This window comes from Clostridium sp. CTA-17, assembly GCF_054767895.1.
Window position 1 is genome coordinate 22,652 of sequence record NZ_BAAABF010000010.1, and the last position, 20,426, is coordinate 43,077.

The 20,426-nt window shown below is 28.2% G+C and carries 19 protein-coding genes; 14 read left to right on the forward strand and 5 right to left on the reverse strand.

What is annotated here, in order from left to right:
• The first annotated feature begins 101 nt into the window (after nt 1-101).
• The 12 genes from ACYUCG_RS13360 to ACYUCG_RS13415 all read left to right on the forward strand — a co-directional run bounded on the left by ACYUCG_RS13360 (nt 102) and on the right by ACYUCG_RS13415 (nt 12,471).
• The gene (locus ACYUCG_RS13360) at nt 102-2,333 is read left to right on the forward strand and encodes an NEAT domain-containing protein (RefSeq protein ID WP_415319594.1); all 2,232 of its coding nucleotides are present in this window, start codon (nt 102-104) and stop codon (nt 2,331-2,333) included.
• 62 nt (nt 2,334-2,395) lie between these two features.
• Nucleotides 2,396-3,043: an NEAT domain-containing protein gene (locus tag ACYUCG_RS13365; protein WP_415319593.1), complete on the forward strand. Its 648-nt coding sequence runs from the start codon at nt 2,396-2,398 to the stop codon at nt 3,041-3,043.
• Nucleotide 3,044: 1 nt separating this feature from the next.
• Nucleotides 3,045-3,608: a class D sortase gene (locus ACYUCG_RS13370; RefSeq protein ID WP_415319592.1), complete on the forward strand. Its 564-nt coding sequence runs from the start codon at nt 3,045-3,047 to the stop codon at nt 3,606-3,608.
• 13 nt (nt 3,609-3,621) lie between these two features.
• Nucleotides 3,622-4,509, forward strand: a complete 888-nt coding sequence (gene isdE, locus ACYUCG_RS13375; RefSeq protein ID WP_415319591.1) for a heme ABC transporter substrate-binding protein IsdE — start codon at nt 3,622-3,624, stop codon at nt 4,507-4,509.
• Entirely contained in the window at nt 4,496-5,482 is a 987-nt protein-coding gene (locus ACYUCG_RS13380) for a FecCD family ABC transporter permease (protein WP_415319590.1), read from the forward strand. The genes isdE and ACYUCG_RS13380 overlap by 14 nt, the downstream gene beginning before the upstream one ends.
• Entirely contained in the window at nt 5,483-6,262 is a 780-nt protein-coding gene (locus ACYUCG_RS13385) for an ABC transporter ATP-binding protein (RefSeq protein WP_003458290.1), read from the forward strand.
• A gap of 41 nt (nt 6,263-6,303) precedes the next feature.
• The gene (locus ACYUCG_RS13390; RefSeq protein ID WP_415319599.1) at nt 6,304-8,031 is read left to right on the forward strand and encodes an ABC transporter ATP-binding protein/permease; all 1,728 of its coding nucleotides are present in this window, start codon (nt 6,304-6,306) and stop codon (nt 8,029-8,031) included.
• Nucleotides 8,032-9,720 (forward strand): ABC transporter ATP-binding protein, encoded by a 1,689-nt coding sequence (locus tag ACYUCG_RS13395; protein WP_003464240.1) that lies wholly within the window; start codon nt 8,032-8,034, stop codon nt 9,718-9,720. It begins immediately after the preceding gene.
• A complete protein-coding gene (locus tag ACYUCG_RS13400) occupies nt 9,707-10,102 on the forward strand; it encodes a YbaN family protein (protein ID WP_139932604.1) in 396 nt (131 codons plus the stop codon). Before ACYUCG_RS13395 ends, ACYUCG_RS13400 begins: the two co-directional genes overlap by 14 nt.
• Nucleotides 10,086-10,382, forward strand: coding sequence for a nitrous oxide-stimulated promoter family protein (locus ACYUCG_RS13405; protein ID WP_139932605.1), 297 nt, complete (start codon nt 10,086-10,088; stop codon nt 10,380-10,382). The genes ACYUCG_RS13400 and ACYUCG_RS13405 overlap by 17 nt, the downstream gene beginning before the upstream one ends.
• A gap of 128 nt (nt 10,383-10,510) precedes the next feature.
• Nucleotides 10,511-10,696 (forward strand): (2Fe-2S)-binding protein, encoded by a 186-nt coding sequence (locus ACYUCG_RS13410; RefSeq protein WP_139932606.1) that lies wholly within the window; start codon nt 10,511-10,513, stop codon nt 10,694-10,696.
• Nucleotides 10,697-11,025: 329 nt separating this feature from the next.
• Nucleotides 11,026-12,471, forward strand: a complete 1,446-nt coding sequence (locus ACYUCG_RS13415) for an arylsulfatase (protein ID WP_415319589.1) — start codon at nt 11,026-11,028, stop codon at nt 12,469-12,471.
• 157 nt (nt 12,472-12,628) lie between these two features.
• On the opposite strand, the gene pgtP is transcribed toward ACYUCG_RS13415, so the two are convergent.
• From pgtP to ACYUCG_RS13440, 5 genes are all read right to left on the reverse strand, one after another.
• Nucleotides 12,629-13,966: an MFS transporter gene (gene pgtP, locus ACYUCG_RS13420; protein WP_139932608.1), complete on the reverse strand. Its 1,338-nt coding sequence runs from the start codon at nt 13,964-13,966 to the stop codon at nt 12,629-12,631.
• A gap of 200 nt (nt 13,967-14,166) precedes the next feature.
• Complete coding sequence (locus tag ACYUCG_RS13425; RefSeq protein WP_139932609.1) at nt 14,167-15,186, reverse strand: ABC transporter substrate-binding protein; 1,020 nt, start codon at nt 15,184-15,186, stop codon at nt 14,167-14,169.
• On the reverse strand, nt 15,167-15,955 hold the full coding sequence (locus ACYUCG_RS13430; protein ID WP_139932610.1) for a DUF3919 family protein: 789 nt from the start codon (nt 15,953-15,955) through the stop codon (nt 15,167-15,169). Before ACYUCG_RS13430 ends, ACYUCG_RS13425 begins: the two co-directional genes overlap by 20 nt.
• Nucleotides 15,948-17,378, reverse strand: coding sequence for a sensor histidine kinase (locus ACYUCG_RS13435; protein ID WP_415319588.1), 1,431 nt, complete (start codon nt 17,376-17,378; stop codon nt 15,948-15,950). The genes ACYUCG_RS13430 and ACYUCG_RS13435 overlap by 8 nt, the downstream gene beginning before the upstream one ends.
• Nucleotides 17,368-18,039 (reverse strand): response regulator transcription factor, encoded by a 672-nt coding sequence (locus ACYUCG_RS13440; protein ID WP_139932612.1) that lies wholly within the window; start codon nt 18,037-18,039, stop codon nt 17,368-17,370. The genes ACYUCG_RS13435 and ACYUCG_RS13440 overlap by 11 nt, the downstream gene beginning before the upstream one ends.
• A gap of 313 nt (nt 18,040-18,352) precedes the next feature.
• On the opposite strand from ACYUCG_RS13440, the gene ACYUCG_RS13445 reads away from it, so the two are divergent.
• A complete protein-coding gene (locus ACYUCG_RS13445; RefSeq protein ID WP_283703844.1) occupies nt 18,353-19,552 on the forward strand; it encodes a cation:proton antiporter in 1,200 nt (399 codons plus the stop codon).
• 252 nt (nt 19,553-19,804) lie between these two features.
• Complete coding sequence (locus ACYUCG_RS13450) at nt 19,805-20,332, forward strand: hypothetical protein (RefSeq protein WP_460268752.1); 528 nt, start codon at nt 19,805-19,807, stop codon at nt 20,330-20,332.
• Nucleotides 20,333-20,426: the final 94 nt, after the last annotated feature.

Sequence of the window (20,426 nt, forward strand, 5' to 3'; positions counted from 1 at the left end):
TATAGAGAAAAACAATTATAAAAATTTATGATAATATAAGTATATTAACATTATTGATAATCATTTTCAATAGAAAAAGAAAGTCAAAAGGGGGATTAACTTTGGGAAGAAAGAAAATTAATAAAATTTTAGGTTATGCACTTGTAACATCTATGTTAGTTGGGGTAGGAGCGGATACTGTATATGCAGCCACTAATATTAATAGTGGAACTGCAATTGTGCGTTCAGAAGGACTTAGGGATGGAATATATGAAGCTAATAATGTAACGTCATATGTTGAAGAAGGAAATTCTACAGGGGAAAATATGGCAAGAAATGCTGTAAAAGAAAAAACAAAGTTTAAGATTGAAAATGGAAAAACATTAATGACTGTTTATTTTAATAGTAGTTTATATGGATTTATGAACAATATTGAAGTTAGCACTGGAGGAGAAGCTTTAAAGGTAGAAGAAAATAAAGATGATAAATCAATAACATTTGAGGTACCATCACCTGATACAAAGGTAAAAATAGGCTTATTCATAACAATGATGGGAAGAAAGGTTGAGCTTTTCTTAGTTAATGATATGAATACTGTTAACTTATTAGATGAAGCACCTACTATAAATAATGCTAAGGATATTAGTGTTACTCAAGGTGATGCTATTGATTTATTATCTGGAGTTATTGGAACTGATAAGGAAGATTCTAATTTAAAAGTTGAGATAAGTGGAGATACATCATTTATAAAAGATGGAAAAGCTGAGATTCCTGGAGTATATCCAATAACTTATAAAGTTACAGATTCATCAGGGCAATTTGATGAAAAAACAGTAAATGTTACAGTTAATAAAAAAACAACTTTAGGGAATGGAAGTTATACCCTTAAGAATACAGTTCAATATGTTGGACAAGGAAACATGGAAACAGGAAATTCCATGGCTAGAAAAGTGTTATCAGATGATTCAAGAATTGATATATCAAATGGAAAAAATACAGTTACATTAACTTTTAATAGTGAATTATATGCTTTCTTAAAGAATTTCAATGTAACAGTTGATGGAGAAAAAGTAGAAGCAGAAGTAAATAAAGATAATAGAACTATAAAGTTTAATATACCTGATTTAAATTCAGATATTGTTGTATCTACACTAGTTAGTATGATGGGGAAAGAAGTTAGTTTTAAAACTACTTTAAATTATGATACAGCTAAGAAATTAGAAGATAATTTAGAAGAAAATAATAAGCCTGGTAATGCAGATAATGAGAATATTCCAGATGAAAATGAGAATAATGGAAATCAAGATAATTCAGGAAATACTAACTCAGGAAGCAATGGAAGTGCAAATGAAGATAAAGAAAATGAAAGTGAAGGAAGTTCAGGAGAAATAGTAGATGCAAATCAATTAAAGAATGGTATCTATAACATAAAAAATGATGTTTCATACATTGGTGATGGAAATCAAGATGTGGGAAATGATATGGCAAGAAAAGCTTTATCTAAGAATAGTAAATTAGAAGTAAAAGATGATAAAAAGATTCTTACACTAAAGTTTAATGAAGAACAGTTCTCATTCTTTAAGGACTTTAGAATAACTGTAAATGGTAAAGATGTGGTAGCAACGCCAAATGAGGTTGATAGAACAATATCTTTTGAGATACCAAGTCTTGATGCTGATATAGTTGTTACAGCCTTTGTAAGTGTAATGGGTAGAGATGTAAGTTTTAAAACAATACTTAATAAGGGAACTTTAGAATTAGTCAGTGGAGAGGACAAACCTGCCATAGAAGAAGAAAATAAATCAGAAGAAAGTAACGGTACAAGCTCTTCTAATAATGGAAGCTCAGCTAACGAAGGAAACAGTACAGTTACAGAAAATAAAGTTACTAAGGGAAAACTTTACACAATAGAAAACAAAGTTGTTCATGAAAGTCAGACTGGTGTTGATATGGCAAGAAAATATTTAAACAAAATATCTGACTTAGAAGAAATTGATGGAAAAACTTATTTAACATTAACATTTACTGGTCAAGAGTTTATGAAAGACCACAAGATAACTGTAAATGGTAAAGATGCTAACTATAAAGTTGTATCTAAGAATGGTGATTCAATTAAATTAAGATTTGAAATTCCTAATTTAGATGCAGATATTAAAGTAAGTTTATATGTAATACCAATGGGAAGAAATGTTGAGTTTAATGTAGAACTTTTAAAAGATACTAAAAAGTTTGTAAAAGACTTTACTGTATCAAGCTTACCACAGACTGGTTCACCAATAGGAGGAAACTCAGTTGCATTATTAGGAATGGCAATGATGGGAGCTTCTATGTTTATTAGAAAAAGAGAAGAGTAAAAGCAATTTAGTTTGAGAGGATTTCCTCTCAAACTATTTTTAAACAAATGGAGGGAAATTAGATGAGATTTTTAAAACCTGTTTTATTAGTTATGTTGACACTTTTTATTTCCTTAACAGGAGTTTTTGGAAGTGTTGATGTACTAGCAAATGAAAACTTAGAAAATGGAATATATGATGTTAAAAATGATGTTTATCATGATTCAGATATAGGGATGTCAATGTCTAGAAGCTATTTAAATGACACTATGCAGCTTAAAATTTTAGGGGATGAAACAGAATATACTATAGGTTTTTCAGGAACAGAATATATGGAAAACTTCAGAATCTTAGTAGATGGTAATGAGGGAAATGCTGAGATTGTTGAGGAAGATAAAGAGAATGGAACTATAAAACTAAAAGTTAAGGTTCCTAATAAGGATTCAGAGCTAGAGGCGAAAATATATGTAGGACCTATGGAAAGAGATGTTCAATTTAAGGTAATTCCAAAGTTTGATACTTTAACTCTTGTTGAGAAGTTAGAAGCACCTAAAGTAGAAAACAAGGAAAGTAGTAACGAAAATCTTTCTAATGAAACTGGAAAAAGTGAAGATGCTATAAGCGAAGCAACAGGTTTAGCAAATAATAAGAATATGGTCATTTATATTGGTGGCGGAGTTATAATAGTTGCTTTAATAGTTGGATTAGTAATAGCTAAAAGGAAGAAGTAACATGAGAAATAAACTAGCTAAAGGATTATTTATTTTAGGTTTAGTTATAGTTTCTACAGTTCTTATAGGAAAACTTTATAAAAGTAGTATTGAGAAAAAAACTTTAGAAGAGTTTAAGGAAAAGTTTAATTATTCAGAAGAAGAGAAGAAAAAGACTTTAGAAGAAATAAAAAATGGAGATGGAATAGCTTTAATAGATATAGAAAAAATAGGTGTACATACAGTTATTGCTGAGGGGAGTACCTTAGATGTGTTAGAAAATAACATTGGTCACTTTGAAAATACTGCTATGCCAGGCGAAAATGGAAATTTTGGTATTGCAGGACATAGAAATACTATAAATAATGAGGTCTTTAGAAATATAGACAAGCTTCAAGTAGGAGATGAAATAAAAATCACAACTTTAACTGATATATTTCAGTATGAAATTAATGAGATTTTTGTCACATCACCTAGTGATACTGATGTTTTGAATCAAAATTTAGATGAGAAAACAATGACCATAGTTACATGTACAAATAGAGGAAAAGACAGATATATAGTTAAAGCAAAATTAATAGGTTAGTGGAGGGAAAATAGTGTTTTTAAAAAAGGGTATAGCTTTAAGTTTAATATGCCTTTTAGGCTTTGGAGTTATGGGATGTTCAAATAACTCTGGAGAATCAAAGGAAAGTTTAAAAAAAGAAAATGGAGAAGAGATTGTTGTGGCAACCTCTGTTGCTGTAACAGAAATATTAGATGAATTAGGAGTAAAGGTAAGTGGAGTTCCAACTAGTTCTTATGATTTGCCTGAAAGTACTAAATATGCGGTTAAGGTTGGTAATCCCATGAATCCAGATTTAGAAATAATAAAATCTTTAAATCCAGATGTTGTAGTATCTGTAGATACCTTAGGAGAAGATTATAAAAAACTATTTACTGATAACAATATACCTAGTGAATTTATAGATTTAACTACATTAGAAGGATTAAAAACAAGTATATCAACTTTAGGTGAAAGATTTAATAAGACAGAAAAAGCAAATGAAATATTAAATGAGCTTAAAGTTAAGGAAGATGAGTTTGTAAACTTATCTAAAGAGGAGAAAAAGGATGTTTTATTAGTATTTGCAGCACCAGGAAGCATGATGATTGCTACGCCTTCATCTTACATAGGAAATTTAGTTGATAAGGTGGGAGCAAATAACATAGTTAAAGATGATAAAAAGCCATTTGTTTCATATAGCAATGAAGAAATAGTAAAGCTAAATCCAGATATGATATTAGTTATGACTCATGGGATGCCTGAACAAGCTAAAAAAATGGCTGAAGAAAAATTTGCTTCAGATCCAGCGTGGAGCAGAATTGAAGCTGTTAAAGAAGGAAAGGTCTATTACTTAGAAAATGGGTACTTTGGTATGAGTGCAAACCTAAAAGTAACAGAATCTTTAGATAAGTTAGGTGAAATAATATATGGTGAAAAATAATAAGTTAAAAAGCTTATATATAGGTTTATCAATATTAATAGTTTTAATTTTAATGATAGTTTCTTTAAAGCTAGGAAGTATTGATATAAGTTTTGGTGAACTAATAAAAGGTCTTTTAAGTGGAAGTAATGAAGGAAATATAGGAATAATAAAAGATTTAAGGATGCCGAGAGTTATTATAGCTACTTTAGTTGGAGGAAATCTTGCCTTGGCAGGGGTATTGCTTCAGGCAGTAATAAGAAATCCCTTGGCTGATCCTCAAGTAACAGGAATATCTTCTGGAGCATGCTTAGTATCATTAATATTTATAATATTTATGCCAGCTTCAGGATCAATAAGACCAATAGTAGGTTTCTTTGGAGGGCTTGTTTCTTGTATAGTTGTATATTTAATGGCTTATAAAAAAGAGTTAGATACTATGAGAATTGTCCTTGCAGGGGCTGCTATAAATGCTCTTTTAGGAGGGTTATCACAAATATTAACTATAGGTAGTGGTATAGGTGCAGGGAATATACAATCGTGGATAAGTGGAAGCTTAGCTGCCACTTCATGGGATGAAGTTAAAATTTTATTTTTATATTCAATAATAGGAATGGGTTTTGCATTAATTTTAGCTAAATCATGTAATGTTATAGTTTTAGGAAATAAAAATGCAAAAAGTTTAGGTTTTAATTCAGATTTGCAAATGATTCTTATAACAGTGGTAGCTGTATTTTTAGGGAGTGTATCAACGGCTATTGTAGGTATTATTTCCTTTGTTGGATTAGTTGTACCACATATTTGTAGAATATTAATTGGCTCTGATCATAGATATTTGATTCCTTTTTCAATATTTGTTGGAGGAGCATTAGTCTTACTTGCAGATACAATAGGAAGAATGCTAGTAAAGCCATATGAAATACCAGCAGGAATAATTATGGCAGTTATTGGAGCACCGTTCTTCTTATATCTACTAAGAAGGAGTGATATGTAGATGATTAGAGGGGAAAAATTATCATTCAATTACAAGGGAGAAAAAAATATCATTAATGATTTAAATATAGATATAAAAGAGGGAGAAATAACAACTATTATTGGCCCTAATGGAAGTGGAAAATCAACTTTGCTAAGTCTATTATGTGCTTTAAATAAAAGTAAAACTGGACATGTTTATTTGGGGGATATAAACATGAACAATCTTAAATATAAGGATATAGCAAAGATTTTAGCAACTGTCCATCAACAAAATAGTGTGCCAAAGGATATAAAGGTTGAAGAACTTGTTGCCTATGGTAGATATCCTCACAAAGGATATTTTAAAAGTAATAACAAGGAAGATAAAAACATAATTAAATGGGCTTTAGAATGTACAGGACTTGATGATTTAAAACATAAGGGAGTTATGAATTTATCAGGTGGAGAAAGACAAAGAGCTTTTATATCAATGGCTTTAGCTCAAAAGCCTAAAATTTTATTTTTAGATGAGCCAACAACTTATTTAGATATTTTTCATCAAATAGAAATATTAGAGATTGTAAAAAAGTTAAATAAGGATAATGGGCTAACTGTTGTTATGGTTTTACATGATATAAATCAAGCAATTAAATATAGTCATAATATTGTTGTCATGAAAGATGGAAAAATTGTAAAAGAGGGAAAATCAGAGAATGTAATAGATGAAAATTTATTAAAGGAAGTTTATAAGGTTAATGGTGTTATTAACAAATGTAAGGAAACTGGAGAGATTTATTTTATACCAAAAACTATTTGTTAAATAAATTTTATAAACTTCAGAAAGATGGTGTAGGAATTATGATGATAGACAAGAGGCTTTTAAACTTGTGCAAGGAATCTAAGAAATACATAGGTTTAACTGTTTTAATGAATTGGATTTCTGTAATTTGTAATCTAATGACAATAATAGTTATTGGATTTAGCATTCAGGAACTTTTTAGTTTAGGGAATATTGAAAACTTAAATAAAAAAATATTAATTTTAGCTGCTCTTTTAGGGGTAAGATTTTGTGTGAATTTATTAAGTGGACACTTCTCATATAAATCTTCAGAGATGGTTAAGATTACTCTTAGAGATAAGATATATGAGAAGCTTTTAAAACTTGGAATGAGATATGATAAGGTGGATTCTACATCTTCAATTGTTCAAATGGCAGTTGAAGGGGTAGAGGCTTTAGAGGTTTATTTTAGTAAATACTTACCTCAGTTAATATATTCTATTTTAGCTCCTTTAACTTTATTTTTTGCTTTAGCTTTTATTTCATTTAAAGCAGCTTTAGTATTTATACTTTGTCTGCCTTTAATACCAATATCAATAATATTAATAATGAAAATAGCAAAGAAAATATTAAAGGAATATTGGGGACAGTATTCAGATTTAGGAAACACATTCTTAGAAAACCTTCAAGGGCTTACAACATTAAAGGTTTTTGATGTGGATAATGAAAGACATGAACTTATGAATGAAGAGGCTGAAAGCTTTAGAAAGATAACTATGAAAGTTTTAAGTATGCAATTAAACTCAATAAATGTTATGGATTTAATTGCTTTTGGAGGAGCTGCCCTTGGAAGTATAGTGGCTTTATTACAATTTAGAGCTGGAACAGTAAGTCTTGGAGGAATGATAGTAATTTTATTAATATCAGCAGAATTTTTCATACCTCTTAGATTATTAGGATCATATTTCCACATTGCTATGAATGGAATAGCTGCTGCAGATAGAATCTTTAAGGTTTTAGAAGCTGATGAAAGTAAGGTTTCTTCAGATAGTAATCTTAATGAAATATCAAATATCTCTCTTTGTAATGTAAGTTTCTCTTATGATGGAAAAAGAGAAGTTTTAAAAGATATATCTTTATCAATAAATAAAGGAGACTATGTAGCAATAGTTGGTGAAAGTGGAAGTGGAAAAAGTACTATAGCTTCATTGATTTTAAATAACTATAAGGCTTCAAAAGGAAAGATAACTTTAAATGGAGCTGATATAAATAATATAGATTTTTCAAAGCTTTATAATAGGGTATCCATAATATCAACTAACAGTTATATATTTAATGGAACAGTTAGGGATAACTTATTAATAGCTAAGAAGGATGCAACTTTAGAAGAGATAAATTATGCTTTAAAAAAGGCTAACCTGTTAGATTTTGTGAATTCTAAAAAGGAAAAATTAGATTTAGAAGTTGGTGAAGGTGGATCAAAGCTTTCAGGAGGACAAAAGCAAAGACTTGCTTTAGCTAGAACTATATTAGCAAATAGAGAAGCAATAATCTTTGATGAAGCAACTTCAAATATTGATGTTGAAAGTGAAAATATGATTTGGAAATCTATAAATGAAATATCAAAAGAGAAAACAGTAATAGTTATTTCTCATAGACTTGCTAATGTTAAAAATGCAGATAGAATTTATATGCTAGATAAAGGAGTTCTAGTTGAAGAGGGAAGCCATAAGGATCTTATGGAAAGAAAGAACAAGTATTATGGTATGGTAAATTATCAAAATGAATTAGAAGTAGGAGGTGTTATATAAATGAGAAAATCAGGTTTTTCAATAATGAAAAGGCTTATAGTAGAGCTTAAGCCTCTTGCCCCTGTAATGTTTATAACAGTATTTATGGGAGTTTTAGGATTTTTAGCAGCTATAGGAATAACTGTATTTGGAAGTGTAGCAATATCAAGTTTAATAGATAGTACTATAAGTTTTTCATTTAAAACAGCTCTTATTTTGATGATAGTACTTGGAATATTAAGAGGACCTTTAAGATATGGAGAACAATTAAGTGGACACTATATAGCTTTTAAAATATTAGTTATATTAAGAGACAAAGTGTTTTCAGCTCTTAGAAAACTTGCGCCAGCTAAATTAGAAGGAATGGAAAAGGGAAATTTAATTTCTATGATAACTTCTGATATTGAGCTTTTAGAAGTTTTTTACGCTCATACTATAGCACCAATAAGTATAGCAATTATAACTAACACCATAATGGGATTAATACTATTAAGTATAAATGTAAAGGTAGGTATAGTTGGAATAATTGGTTATATATTAATAGGATTTGGAGTTCCTTATATTAGTAGTAGCTTTGGAAAAGAAGCTGGTGTTCAATATAGAGAAGCCTTTGGAAAAACAAATTCTTATATTTTAGATTCTCTTAGAGGAATTAAAGAGGTTTTAATTTTCAACAATGGTAATGAAAGAAGAGGGAATATAAAAAAATTCTCTGAAGAATTAAATGAGAAGCAAAAGGTTATAAAAAAACATGAGGGAATAATAAGAGCCTTTAGTGATTTAATTATAATGTTAACAATACTTATTGCTTTATATGTTGCTTATTTAGAGGTTTTAAAAGGAACTATGACAATAGGAGAGTTAATAATTGTGGTTACTTTAATAGCATCTTCCTTTGGACCTGTTGTAGCCTTAAGTAATCTATCTAACAATCTTCTTTTAACTTTTGCTTCAGCTCAAAGAATTTTTAATATTTTAGATGAAAAGCCTTCTGTAGAAGAAGTTTTAGGAGAAGGAATGAAAGTTGGAAACAACATAGAGTATAAGGATGTTTCTTTTGCATATAAAGGAAAAGAAAATGTATTAAAAGATATAAATATAGATATAAAATTAGGTGACAAGATTGCTGTAATTGGAGAAAGTGGAACTGGAAAGAGTACTTTTGTAAAATTACTTATGAGATTCTGGGATGTTACAAAGGGTGAAATTAGCCTAGGAAATAAGAATGTAAAAGAGATTCAGACAAAAGAGTTAAGAAAGAAAATGGCCTTAATGGGACAAGAAACAAGTCTATTTAATATGAGTATTGAAGACAATATTAAAATAGGAAAGCTAGATGCAACTTTAGATGAAGTAAAAGAAGCTGCAAAGAAAGCGGGAATACATGAGTTTATTATGGGCTTAGAGGATGGATATAAAACAAAAGTAGGAGAATTAGGAGGAAACTTATCTTCAGGAGAAAAACAAAGAATTGGACTAGCTAGAGTGTTCTTAAGAGAAAGTGAAATAGTAATTCTAGATGAACCTACAAGTAACTTAGATACTTTAAATGAAGGAATAATCTTAAAGTCTATAAGAACATATTTAAAAGATAAAACACTTATACTTATAACTCATAGAAAGTCTACAACTAGGGTATGTGAAAAGGTATTTAGAATTAATAAGGGAAATTTAATTCAATGTGAAGAGGTGAAACATGAGCTTGCTTAAGATATTTTATGTTATTTTAGGTTTTATTTCCTTAGGATTAGGGTTAATAGGAATAATCTTACCTATATTACCTACTACACCATTTTTATTATTAACAGCATTCTGTTTTGTTAAAGGATCAGAGAAGTTTGATAAGTGGTTCAAAGGGACAAAGATATATAAAAATCATTTAGAAAGCTTTGAAAAAAATAGGGCTATGACTTTAAAAACTAAATTAACTATACTGCTTACAGCTGATATTATGTTATTATTTCCATTGATATTATCAAAGAGTATTCATCTAAAAATATTTATAGTAATATTAATGATGTTTAAATTCTATTATTTTATCTTTAGAATTAAAACCGTAAAAGTAGGTGAGGTTGTTGAACAGAATAGATAAAGAAAAAGAGATAATAACATTAATGATAAAGCTTTATTGCAAGAAGAAACATGGAGGTTCAAATGGGGAACTTTGTAATGAATGTAGAGAGTTAGAAGAATATGCTCATAAAAGATTAACTTATTGTAAGTTTGGAAATGAAAAAAGTTCTTGTAAAAAGTGTACTATTCATTGTTATAAAAAAGATATGAGAGAAAAAGTTAAAGAGGTAATGAAGTTTTCAGGGCCTAGAATACTTATATATAATCCAAAGGAATATATAAGACATATATTTAAATAGTTTTGTAAAAGGGGATGTATCTAAAGTAATAAAAAAATTCTTTGGGTATATCCTTTTTCTTTTATTTATATATTGGATGGTTATGTGGTAAGCTAAAAATATATTTTTAGCTTAAGGAGATGTTTAGAATGGGTAATATAGATAAAGATAGAATTGTATGTAGATGCAAAAAGGTATCAGAAGGAACAATAATAGAAGCAATAAAAAATGGAGCGGATACCTATGAAAAAGTAAAAAAAGAGACAGGAGCCAATACTTATGGGTGTTTTGCTTGTAGATTAGAAGTAAAAAAATTATTAGAGGAAAATAAATAGGATAAAATTAAAGGGTTATATCGAAATCTGTATATAAAATTTATAACTATATTATTTATATGTTTTATTTTAAGTTTTGATATAATCTTTTTTTAAAATTTAAGAAAGTATTTAATATATATAATTATTATAAGAGGATTGTATTTTTGGGGTGTAAAATTTGATAGGAAGATATTAATTAGAGATATTTTAAAAGTGGGCTTTGTTTAAAAGGAGCCTAAAAATAATAAATAAATATGTAAAAATAGACAATCTACATTTTAAAATGAAAAAGTTATAATATATTTAAATTGGTATAAATGAAGAGAAAAATTGGGAGGAGATTAAATATGAAACCAAATATTGTTTTAATGATGGTTGACCAGATGAGAGGAGATTGTCTAGGGGTTAATGGAAATGAATTTATAGAAACTCCAAACTTAGATATGATGGCCACTGAAGGATATAATTTTGAAAATGCTTATACAGCAGTTCCAAGTTGCATTGCATCTAGGGCATCTATTTTAACAGGTATGAGCCAAAAATCTCATGGAAGAGTTGGATATGAAGATGGAGTTTCATGGAATTATAAAAATACCATAGCTTCAGAATTTTCAAAAGCTGGTTATCATACTCAATGTATTGGGAAAATGCATGTTTATCCAGAGAGAAATCTTTGTGGATTTCATAATATTATGTTACATGATGGGTATTTACACTTTGCCAGAAATAAAGAAGGAAAGGCATCTACTCAAATTGAGCAATGTGATGATTATTTAAAGTGGTTTAGAGAAAAGAAAGGGCATAATGTTGATTTAATAGATATAGGACTTGATTGTAATTCATGGGTATCTAGACATTGGGGATATGAGGAAAACTTACATCCTACTAATTGGGTGGTTAATGAATCAATAGATTTCTTAAGAAGAAGAGATACAAGTAAGCCATTCTTTTTAAAGATGTCCTTTGTTAGACCACATTCCCCTTTAGATCCACCAAAGTTTTATTTTGATATGTATAATGATGAGGATTTACCAGAACCTTTAATGGGAGATTGGGCTAATAAAGAGGATAAAGAAAATAGAGGAAAAGATATAAATTGTGTAAAGGGAATAATCAACAAGAAGGCATTAAAAAGAGCTAAAGCTGCTTATTATGGGTCAATAACTCATATTGATCATCAAATAGGGAGATTTTTAATAGCTTTATCAGAGTATGGAGAATTAAATAATACAATATTCTTATTTGTTTCTGATCATGGAGATATGATGGGAGATCATAATTGGTTTAGAAAGGGAATTCCTTATGAAGGAAGTGCAAGAGTTCCATTTTTTATTTATGACCCAGGAAACTTATTAAAAGGAAAAAAGGGAAAAGTATTTGATGAAGTTTTAGAGCTAAGAGATATTATGCCAACTTTATTAGACTTTGCTCATATTTCTATACCTGATTCAGTAGAAGGATTAAGCCTTAAGGATTTAATAGAAGAAAGAGATTATACTTGGAGAGAATATATTCATGGAGAACATTCCTTTGGTGAGGATTCTAATCACTACATTGTAACAAAGAAAGATAAGTTTTTATGGTTTTCTCAAAGAGGGGAAGAGCAATATTTTGATTTAGAGAAGGATCCAAAGGAGCTTACTAATCTTATAAATTCAGAAGAGTATAAGGAGAGAATAGATTACTTAAGAAAAATATTAATTAAAGAGCTTGAAGGAAGAGAAGAAGGATATACTGATGGAAATAAACTTTTAAAAGGACATCCAGTAAGCACTTTAAAACATATAAAATAATAAACTTTATATATTTTCAGATAAAATCAGTGATTCTCTAAAAATATTTATAAGTGTTAATTTCTATAATAAAAAAGGAAACTAGAAAGGGGGAGCCTCCTAGTTTCCTTTATCTGATTTATATATGTATATATTTAGTTATATTGTGATTAAAATATTAAGCTATATTATCTTCAACTTGTGGATTTTTCTTTATCTTTAAAGTTAAAGCTAAAAGAAGTAATGCAATGAATGCACCTACTATGATAAATATGAATGCACCGTTCCATCCAAAGCTATCAGCTATCATACCTAAAACGAAGTCAGCCATGAATTCACCAAGAAGGTATCCGCAAAGTCCTGAGAAACCTGTAGCAGAACCAACAGCGAAGTTAGGTACAACGTCTATTAAGTTCATTCCTATTAATAATTGAGGTCCGTATATAAAGCATCCTATAAATGCAACAGAAATCATTGTTACTAATGTACTGCTTGTTTGCCAGTAAGCTACTGTAGCAAATATAACACCGATCATACATAAGATACTAAGTGGAGCACGCTTTCCTTTGAATACAACGTCTGAAAGCCATCCAAGTAATATTGATGCTGGTATTGCAGCATATTCAAATAAGAACATTGCCCAGTTTGCATTAGCAGCAGAGAATCCTTTTGATTCTTTTAAGTATATAGGAATCCAGTTAACAACACCTTGTCTTATTAAATAAACAAAGATATTAGCTAGTGCTAAGTACCAAACATATTTATTTTTAAGAACATATTTAACCATTATTTCTTTTGAAGATAAAGTTGTTGGGTTAACCTCAGCCTTAACTTCAGGATAATCATTTCTATATTCTTCAACTGGAGGTAATCCAACAGATTCTGGTGTGTCAGCTCCAATTACATAACAGAATAAAGCTACTATTGTACATATTATTGCAGGAACAAAAAATATTGATTGGAAATGATTTTGTCCAAATATTAATAAACATAAAGTTGCTATAGGTGCTATTAAACCTCCACCTATATTATGAGAAGTATTCCATATTCCCATTTTAAGTCCTCTTTCTTTTTGAGAGAACCATTTACCTAATACTATTGAACATGGTGGAGCTCCCATACCTTGGAAGAATCCGTTAAATACCATAAGTATTAAGAATATTGGAACTGTACGAGCAAATCCCATTAGAACACTTAATACTGATGATGCAATAAGTCCAAAACATATAAATTTCTTTACGTTTGATTTGTCTGATAAATTTCCTAAAATGAACTTACTTAAACCGTAAGATACAGCAAGTCCCATACTTATAAGTCCGATTTGTGTTTTTGAAAATCCATAGTTATCAATTAAATATGGTGATGCTACAGCAAAGTTTTTTCTAACTAAGTAGTAACCTGTATATCCAATAAATATCATAAGGAACATACGGATACGATATGCTTTGTATGCTGATGATACCTTATCTTTTGGAAGTCTAGGTATTGCTGGAGCTGGGTTAAAAAATCCAAACATTCTATAATCCTCCTAGTTATATGTGTTATACGTGTTAATGTTTTCAAGAAACAGTTTACTTATTAATAATAAAATAAGAATTAAACAACAAAATCTCTTAAATGTTTCATAAATGTAACATTTAGGAGATTTTAATTAAATTTAATCCTATTATATTTATTATATAAATTTGAGTTATAGATAAGTTATTATTATTTTAATTAATCCTTATTCTTATAGAGTATTTGCATTATTTTTTCTCTATCCTCAGCAGCAAGATAGAAATTATACTTATCATATATTTTGAATTGACTTGTATCAAATTTCTTAGTAGAAATAGCCTTAGAGAATTTTGATAAGTCATTTGAAGTTTCCTTTGATAATACAAAGTCTATAAAATTTTTAGCTATTTTTGCATGCTTAGAATTCTTTATTAAAGCTATAGAGTCCACATTCCAACCAGCATTTTCAGGAACTATACTAATTATATTGTCTGAAGATTTATTAGCTATTAATTGGTCACTTAGAAAGTTAACCGTTAGAAGATATTCACCAGAGGCAACTCTTTGAATTGAGTTAAATCCACTTATTGTTGAGGAGGATACATTATCATTAAGCTTATCTATAAATGTTTCAAATTTTTCTTTCCCTAACTCTTGGTAAAGTGATGCCATTAAGGTATATCCTGTACCAGAGGTTTGAGGATTAGGTAGTATTATTTTGTCCTTAAATTCTGGGTTTAATAAGTCCTTAATTTTCCTAGGATATGGAACAGAATCTCCAAAATATTTTTGCCATAGAGATTTATTTATTCCTATTGATAGTGGAGTTATTTGAAAACCAGTCCAATATCCTCTTAAATCCTTGTATTTTGCAGGAATATTATTAGCATATGGAGAGTTATATTCTTCTAAGGCATCATACTTTTTCAAAATTTCATATCCATCACAGCTTCCTCCTATAAAAATATCTCCTTGAGGATTATCCTTTGTGTCTAATATTCTTTGAACAGCTTCTTCCGTTGGAAGCTTTATATATTCATAAGTACAATCATATTCATTTTTAAATTTTTCAAGAAGATATTTTCCTTCTTCTTCTCTAAGAGAGCCATAAACAACTATATGGTTCATGTTAGATGTACTTAAAGCTTTTTCTTTTTTTATAATATGTAATTTGGCTATTAATAATAGAATGATAATTGTTAGTATTATGGTGATTTTTTTATTTAAAAATTTCTTCATTTAAATTCCCCTTTAAATAAATATTTTTACCATTTTCATCACCTAGATATTGTATGATCACGTAGTCCTTATAAACATCTATATAAAAAGTATTATTGGAGATATCTCCTTCTTTAGCATATCTATATAAATTTAAATGATGTTTAGGTATTTCACTTAAATCAGTTTTTAAAAAATCCTTATTATCATTCATAAGTCTTAAGGACTTAAAGTCCTCTAATAAAAGAGACTTAGAAGATTTTGAGAGTTTTTTCATACTTCCATCCTCTTTATAGGTTATTAGATTATCCGGGCTTGATAATATGGATTCAAGGTTGTTAACAGTATAAAATGCGTCCTTTAGATTATTTCTAAGCATATTTATTAAAGAGGAGTTATTAGAATAACTTTCACCATCTAATTTTAATATGTTTGATATTTCAAAGGGAGTTTTATCTCCATTTAAATAATAAATTTCACCAGATATAAATAAGGTATTTTCTAGAGGTAAAGCATTTTCATTAGTTGAATTAGTAATACATATTTTATTGAAATATTGAAGTAATTCATTTAATTCAGATTTATTTGATATTACTGTAGTTCCTAAATAAGGGTTTGAAAGTGTTATTTTATCAGGTATTTTAATATTTAAATCTCCCTTATTCTCTTGTGAACTTTTAACAACTGTTAATGAGTCATATATATTACTAGAATAATAGATATAGGTAGCAAGTATTATTACTATGAAAAATAAGTAAATAGCAAGTGTGTTTTTAAAATTTTTACTCATTAAAATCCTCCTCCTTAATCTCATTATTTTTACCAATAGAGAAGGAGAGGGTAACCTTGGTACCAACATCTAATTCACTTTCTATATTGAAACCATAGTTTTGACTTTGCATTATATCTTTACATATTTTTATGCCAAGCCCGTTTCCTTTAGGATTAATATATTCATCTTTAATTATGAAACCTGTACCATCATCCTCTATAATGACCTCCATTTTATCTGAACATCTCTTTGTTGATATATTAAGAGATTCACAACCACTATATTTTATGGCGTTATCTATTATATTGATGAAGACTTGTTTTGTTTTATCATGGTCTCCATATATGAAAAAGGATTCATAATTTCTATAAACTTTGATATCGTAATTATCAAGCTTTATTTTTAATATTTTCAGGCAGTCATCTATTAAGGATTTAACATCTATATAGGTATACTCAATTTCAAAGGTACTCTTGTTACTTTTAGCTAGAAGAAGTATTTCTTCTACTAAATTTAAAAGTCTCTTTCCTTCTTTTTCTATAAGTGCTGAACTTTGAATTATTTTTTCCTTATCATTTAACTTAGGAATTATTTCAGAGAAACCAATTATTGCAGTAAGCGGAGTTTTAAACTCATGGGATACATTATCAAAAAACTTTTTTTGGTGAAGTTTAGACGATTTTATTTCATTTATGTATTTATCAAGGTTTTCACTCATTATGTTAAAGGTATTTGCTAAGTCTTCAACTTCGTCTCCACTTGTTATATGCAATTCTTCTTTGAATTTCCCTTCAGAAATATTTTTAGATTTTTGCTTTAGAATAATTAAAGGGCTAACCAGTTCTTTAGCAAAAGTATTTATTAAAAATATAGCAATTATTATTGCTATTAAGCCACTTATAAAAAATATTGTCAATGTATTTCTTAAGATTTCATATGCTTCTGTATTTATCAATATTAGCCTAATTGCACCATATTCTTTCCCTTTGTAAAATATTGGGCTAGAAAGGAATATAGTAGGTATGTTATCTATTTTTTCCACTATGCAAGAAGTCTGTCCTTCAAGTGCTTTATTTATATCAGAACCAAATAATGAAACCTCATCTGAGGAAGAATCATATATTATTTGGGCAGAGTTACTAACTATCTGTATTCTCACATTATATTTTTCACTAAGTGTTGAAGCTATAAAAGGAGCATTGTCTCTAATAATATCTTCTTTATCTTCAGAATCATTTGAAGAAAGTAGATTAAGTATATATGATTCTGTTGTTCTGCTCTTATCAAGTAAATATTCAATAGAATTATTTATTAAATTTTTACTTAAAGCGTTATACGTTATTATAAAGATAAAAATTATTATAGGAGCTAATATTAATAAATTAGTTAAAATAATTTTTTGTTTTAGATTTAAGTTCATTTGCTTTTTATTATTTTTCATCTAATTTATAACCAGCCTTATACAAGGTTTTTATGTAATTTTGACATGGACCTAATTTTTTTCTAAGTCTTTGAATTAGAATATCTACAGCCCTAGTTGTTCCTTCAAAATCATATCCCCAAACTTTATTTAGAAGTTCTTCTCTTGAAAAAACTTTATTTTTATTTTGGCAAAGGCATCTTAATACTTCAAATTCTTTAAAGGTTAAGTTTATATATTCAGATTTAATAAGAGCTTTTCTTTCATCTAGTAATAGAGTTAAATCTCCAACGATTAAATCCTTTACTTTTTTCTTAGAATCACTTGAAATATGTTTGCCAACTATATTTATTCTTAAAATTAGTTCAGTGCTATTAAATGGTTTTGTTATGTAATCATCAGCACCTAATTGTAACCCCAAAAGCTTATCATTTATATCACTTTTTGCAGTTAGCATTATTATAGGTATATCATCAATATTTTTTATTTTAGGGATTAAATTAAACCCACTTACATCAGGTAACATAGCATCTAAAATTATTATGTCTGGCTTTTCCTTTATTACTAATTCTAATGCATCTAAAGCATTCTCAGCCGTTATAGGAACATGACCTTCTATTTCTAAGTTCATTTTTATGAGTTGTAAAATACTTACTTCATCATCTACAACTAAAATTTTCATAACTGTTTATTCCCCCTTTATTAGAATTTAGCAGCAATTTTAATTTTAGCATAAAAGGTTACTTATTAATTGTACTATATTAATTTTATTGTTAAAGAGTAAATTTCATATTTTTGCTTATTAGAAATAAGTAAGGTCAAATTAGTCCTATTAATAATATAAATAATTTAGGGTGTATTAATACTTATATAAAATCAATATATATTAAAGTGTATTTATATATTAAACAATTTAACTATAAAAATAATTGAAAAAATTACAAATTAAAACTATAATTGGAATTAATGCATATTTTAAATAGGGAGGGTTTGTAATGCTATCTTATGAGTTTTTATTTGACTTAGCACTTATTCTTATTAGTACTAAACTATTTGGATTAATAACTAAAAAGGTTAAAATGCCACAGGTTGTTGGGGCTTTGTTAGCTGGAGTAATTTTAGGACCTGCTGTCTTAAATGTTTTATCTGAGACGGAATTTATTCAAAAACTTGCAGAATTAGGTGTTATAGTATTAATGTTTACAGCTGGCTTAGAAACTGACATTAACCAATTAAAGAAAACAGGCAAAGCATCATTTATAATAGCTGTACTTGGAGTAATAATTCCTCTTGCAGGAGGATTTTTTATTGCAAGTATATTTAATAAGGGAAATGATGTGAACACTATATTGCAAAATGTATTTATAGGAATTATATTAACAGCCACTTCAGTTAGTATTACTGTAGAGACTTTAAAGGAAATGGGTAAATTAAGTACAAGGGCAGGAAATGCAATATTAGGGGCAGCTATTATTGATGACATCTTAGGAATAATAGCATTAACCATAACAACTAGTTTAGCAGATCCATCAATTAATGTAATAATAGTTTTAGCGAAAATAGTTATGTTCTTTATTTTTGCTGGTCTTTCAGGATATCTATTCCACTGGGCATTTATAAAATTAGATGAAAGATATCATAGAGATTTAAGAAGATTTGTAATAATAGCTTTTGTATTTTGCTTATTATTATCTTTTTCTGCTGAAGAGTTCTTTGGAGTTGCAGATATAACAGGAGCTTTTATAGCAGGCTTAGTAATATCTGATTCAAATAGAAGTAAATATTTAAATTCAAGATTTGAAACATTGTCATATATGTTATTATCACCTATATTTTTTGCTAGCATAGGAATAAAAGTCGAATTAACAGCTATGACAAAAACTATTTTCATATTTGCAATATTATTACTTCTAGTAGCTATATTAAGTAAGGTTATTGGATGCGGTTTAGGAGCTAAACTATGTAAGTATAGTAATAGAGAAGCTATTCAAATAGGAACAGGAATGATATCAAGGGGAGAGGTGGCACTTATAGTTGCAAATAAAGGAATTGCAATGGGACTTATGCTACCAGAATTTTTAGCACCAGTAGTAATAGTGGTTGTGGTTACAACTATAGTAACCCCTATTTTATTGAAAGTTGTTTTTAATAATAAATCTAAAAGTGTAGATTTAAATGTAAAGGCTAATGTTTAGAACTTAAAAATAATTTAAGAAAGCTTATTTATTATTAAAATATTTTTAAGAGTACCAATTGAAAATATAAAAAAAGTAAGATTTTTAATGACTAAAATAGAGAGATTAATAACTAGTGATTATAATCCTTTAAAAGAAATAGTCTTAGTATTATTATAATTAATAAATAATTATATAAATACTAAGGCTTGAGTGTAGAGAGAATCTACATTGAAACTATAGTATTTGTATTTATCTTAGGAGGTAATACAAATGAGTAAAGAAATAATAGATATTGAAGTAGAAGAATTTATACCATTTAATGATGCAGCAGATATGAAAGAATTTAGAAAATTTCTTAAACAATATGGAATAGAAGATGCCTTAGAGGATACTACATTAGATTATACTAAAAAGAAATTAGAGATGTTACTTGCTTTAGCTGAAGATAGTGAGGATGAAGAGTTAGCAGAACATAAAAATATATTAAAAAAATTATTAAATAACTTAAAAGGTGAAAAAGTTAAAAGAGAAGCTATGAAAGCTTTATATGAAGTTTATAGAGAATATGAGGATCTAACTGGTAAGGAATGCGAAGATTTAATTGATTCTAAAGAATTAGATAAAAAAATAAAAGAGGCTTTAAAAGAGTATAAGAAATATGAGCATTTTAAAACTCATGAGGAACAAATAGCTGAAAAATGGATAAGAGAATTAAAGAAAGAGGCTATAGAATACAAAAAACAATACAAGGAATTAAAAAAAGATATTAGAAGAGATTTAAAAAGATTAGAAAAATAAAATATAGTTAGATTTAAAAAATAAGCTATATCAAAACTTTATTTTAATAATTTGTTTTGATATAGCTTTTTTAGACATATATTATAATAAAAAT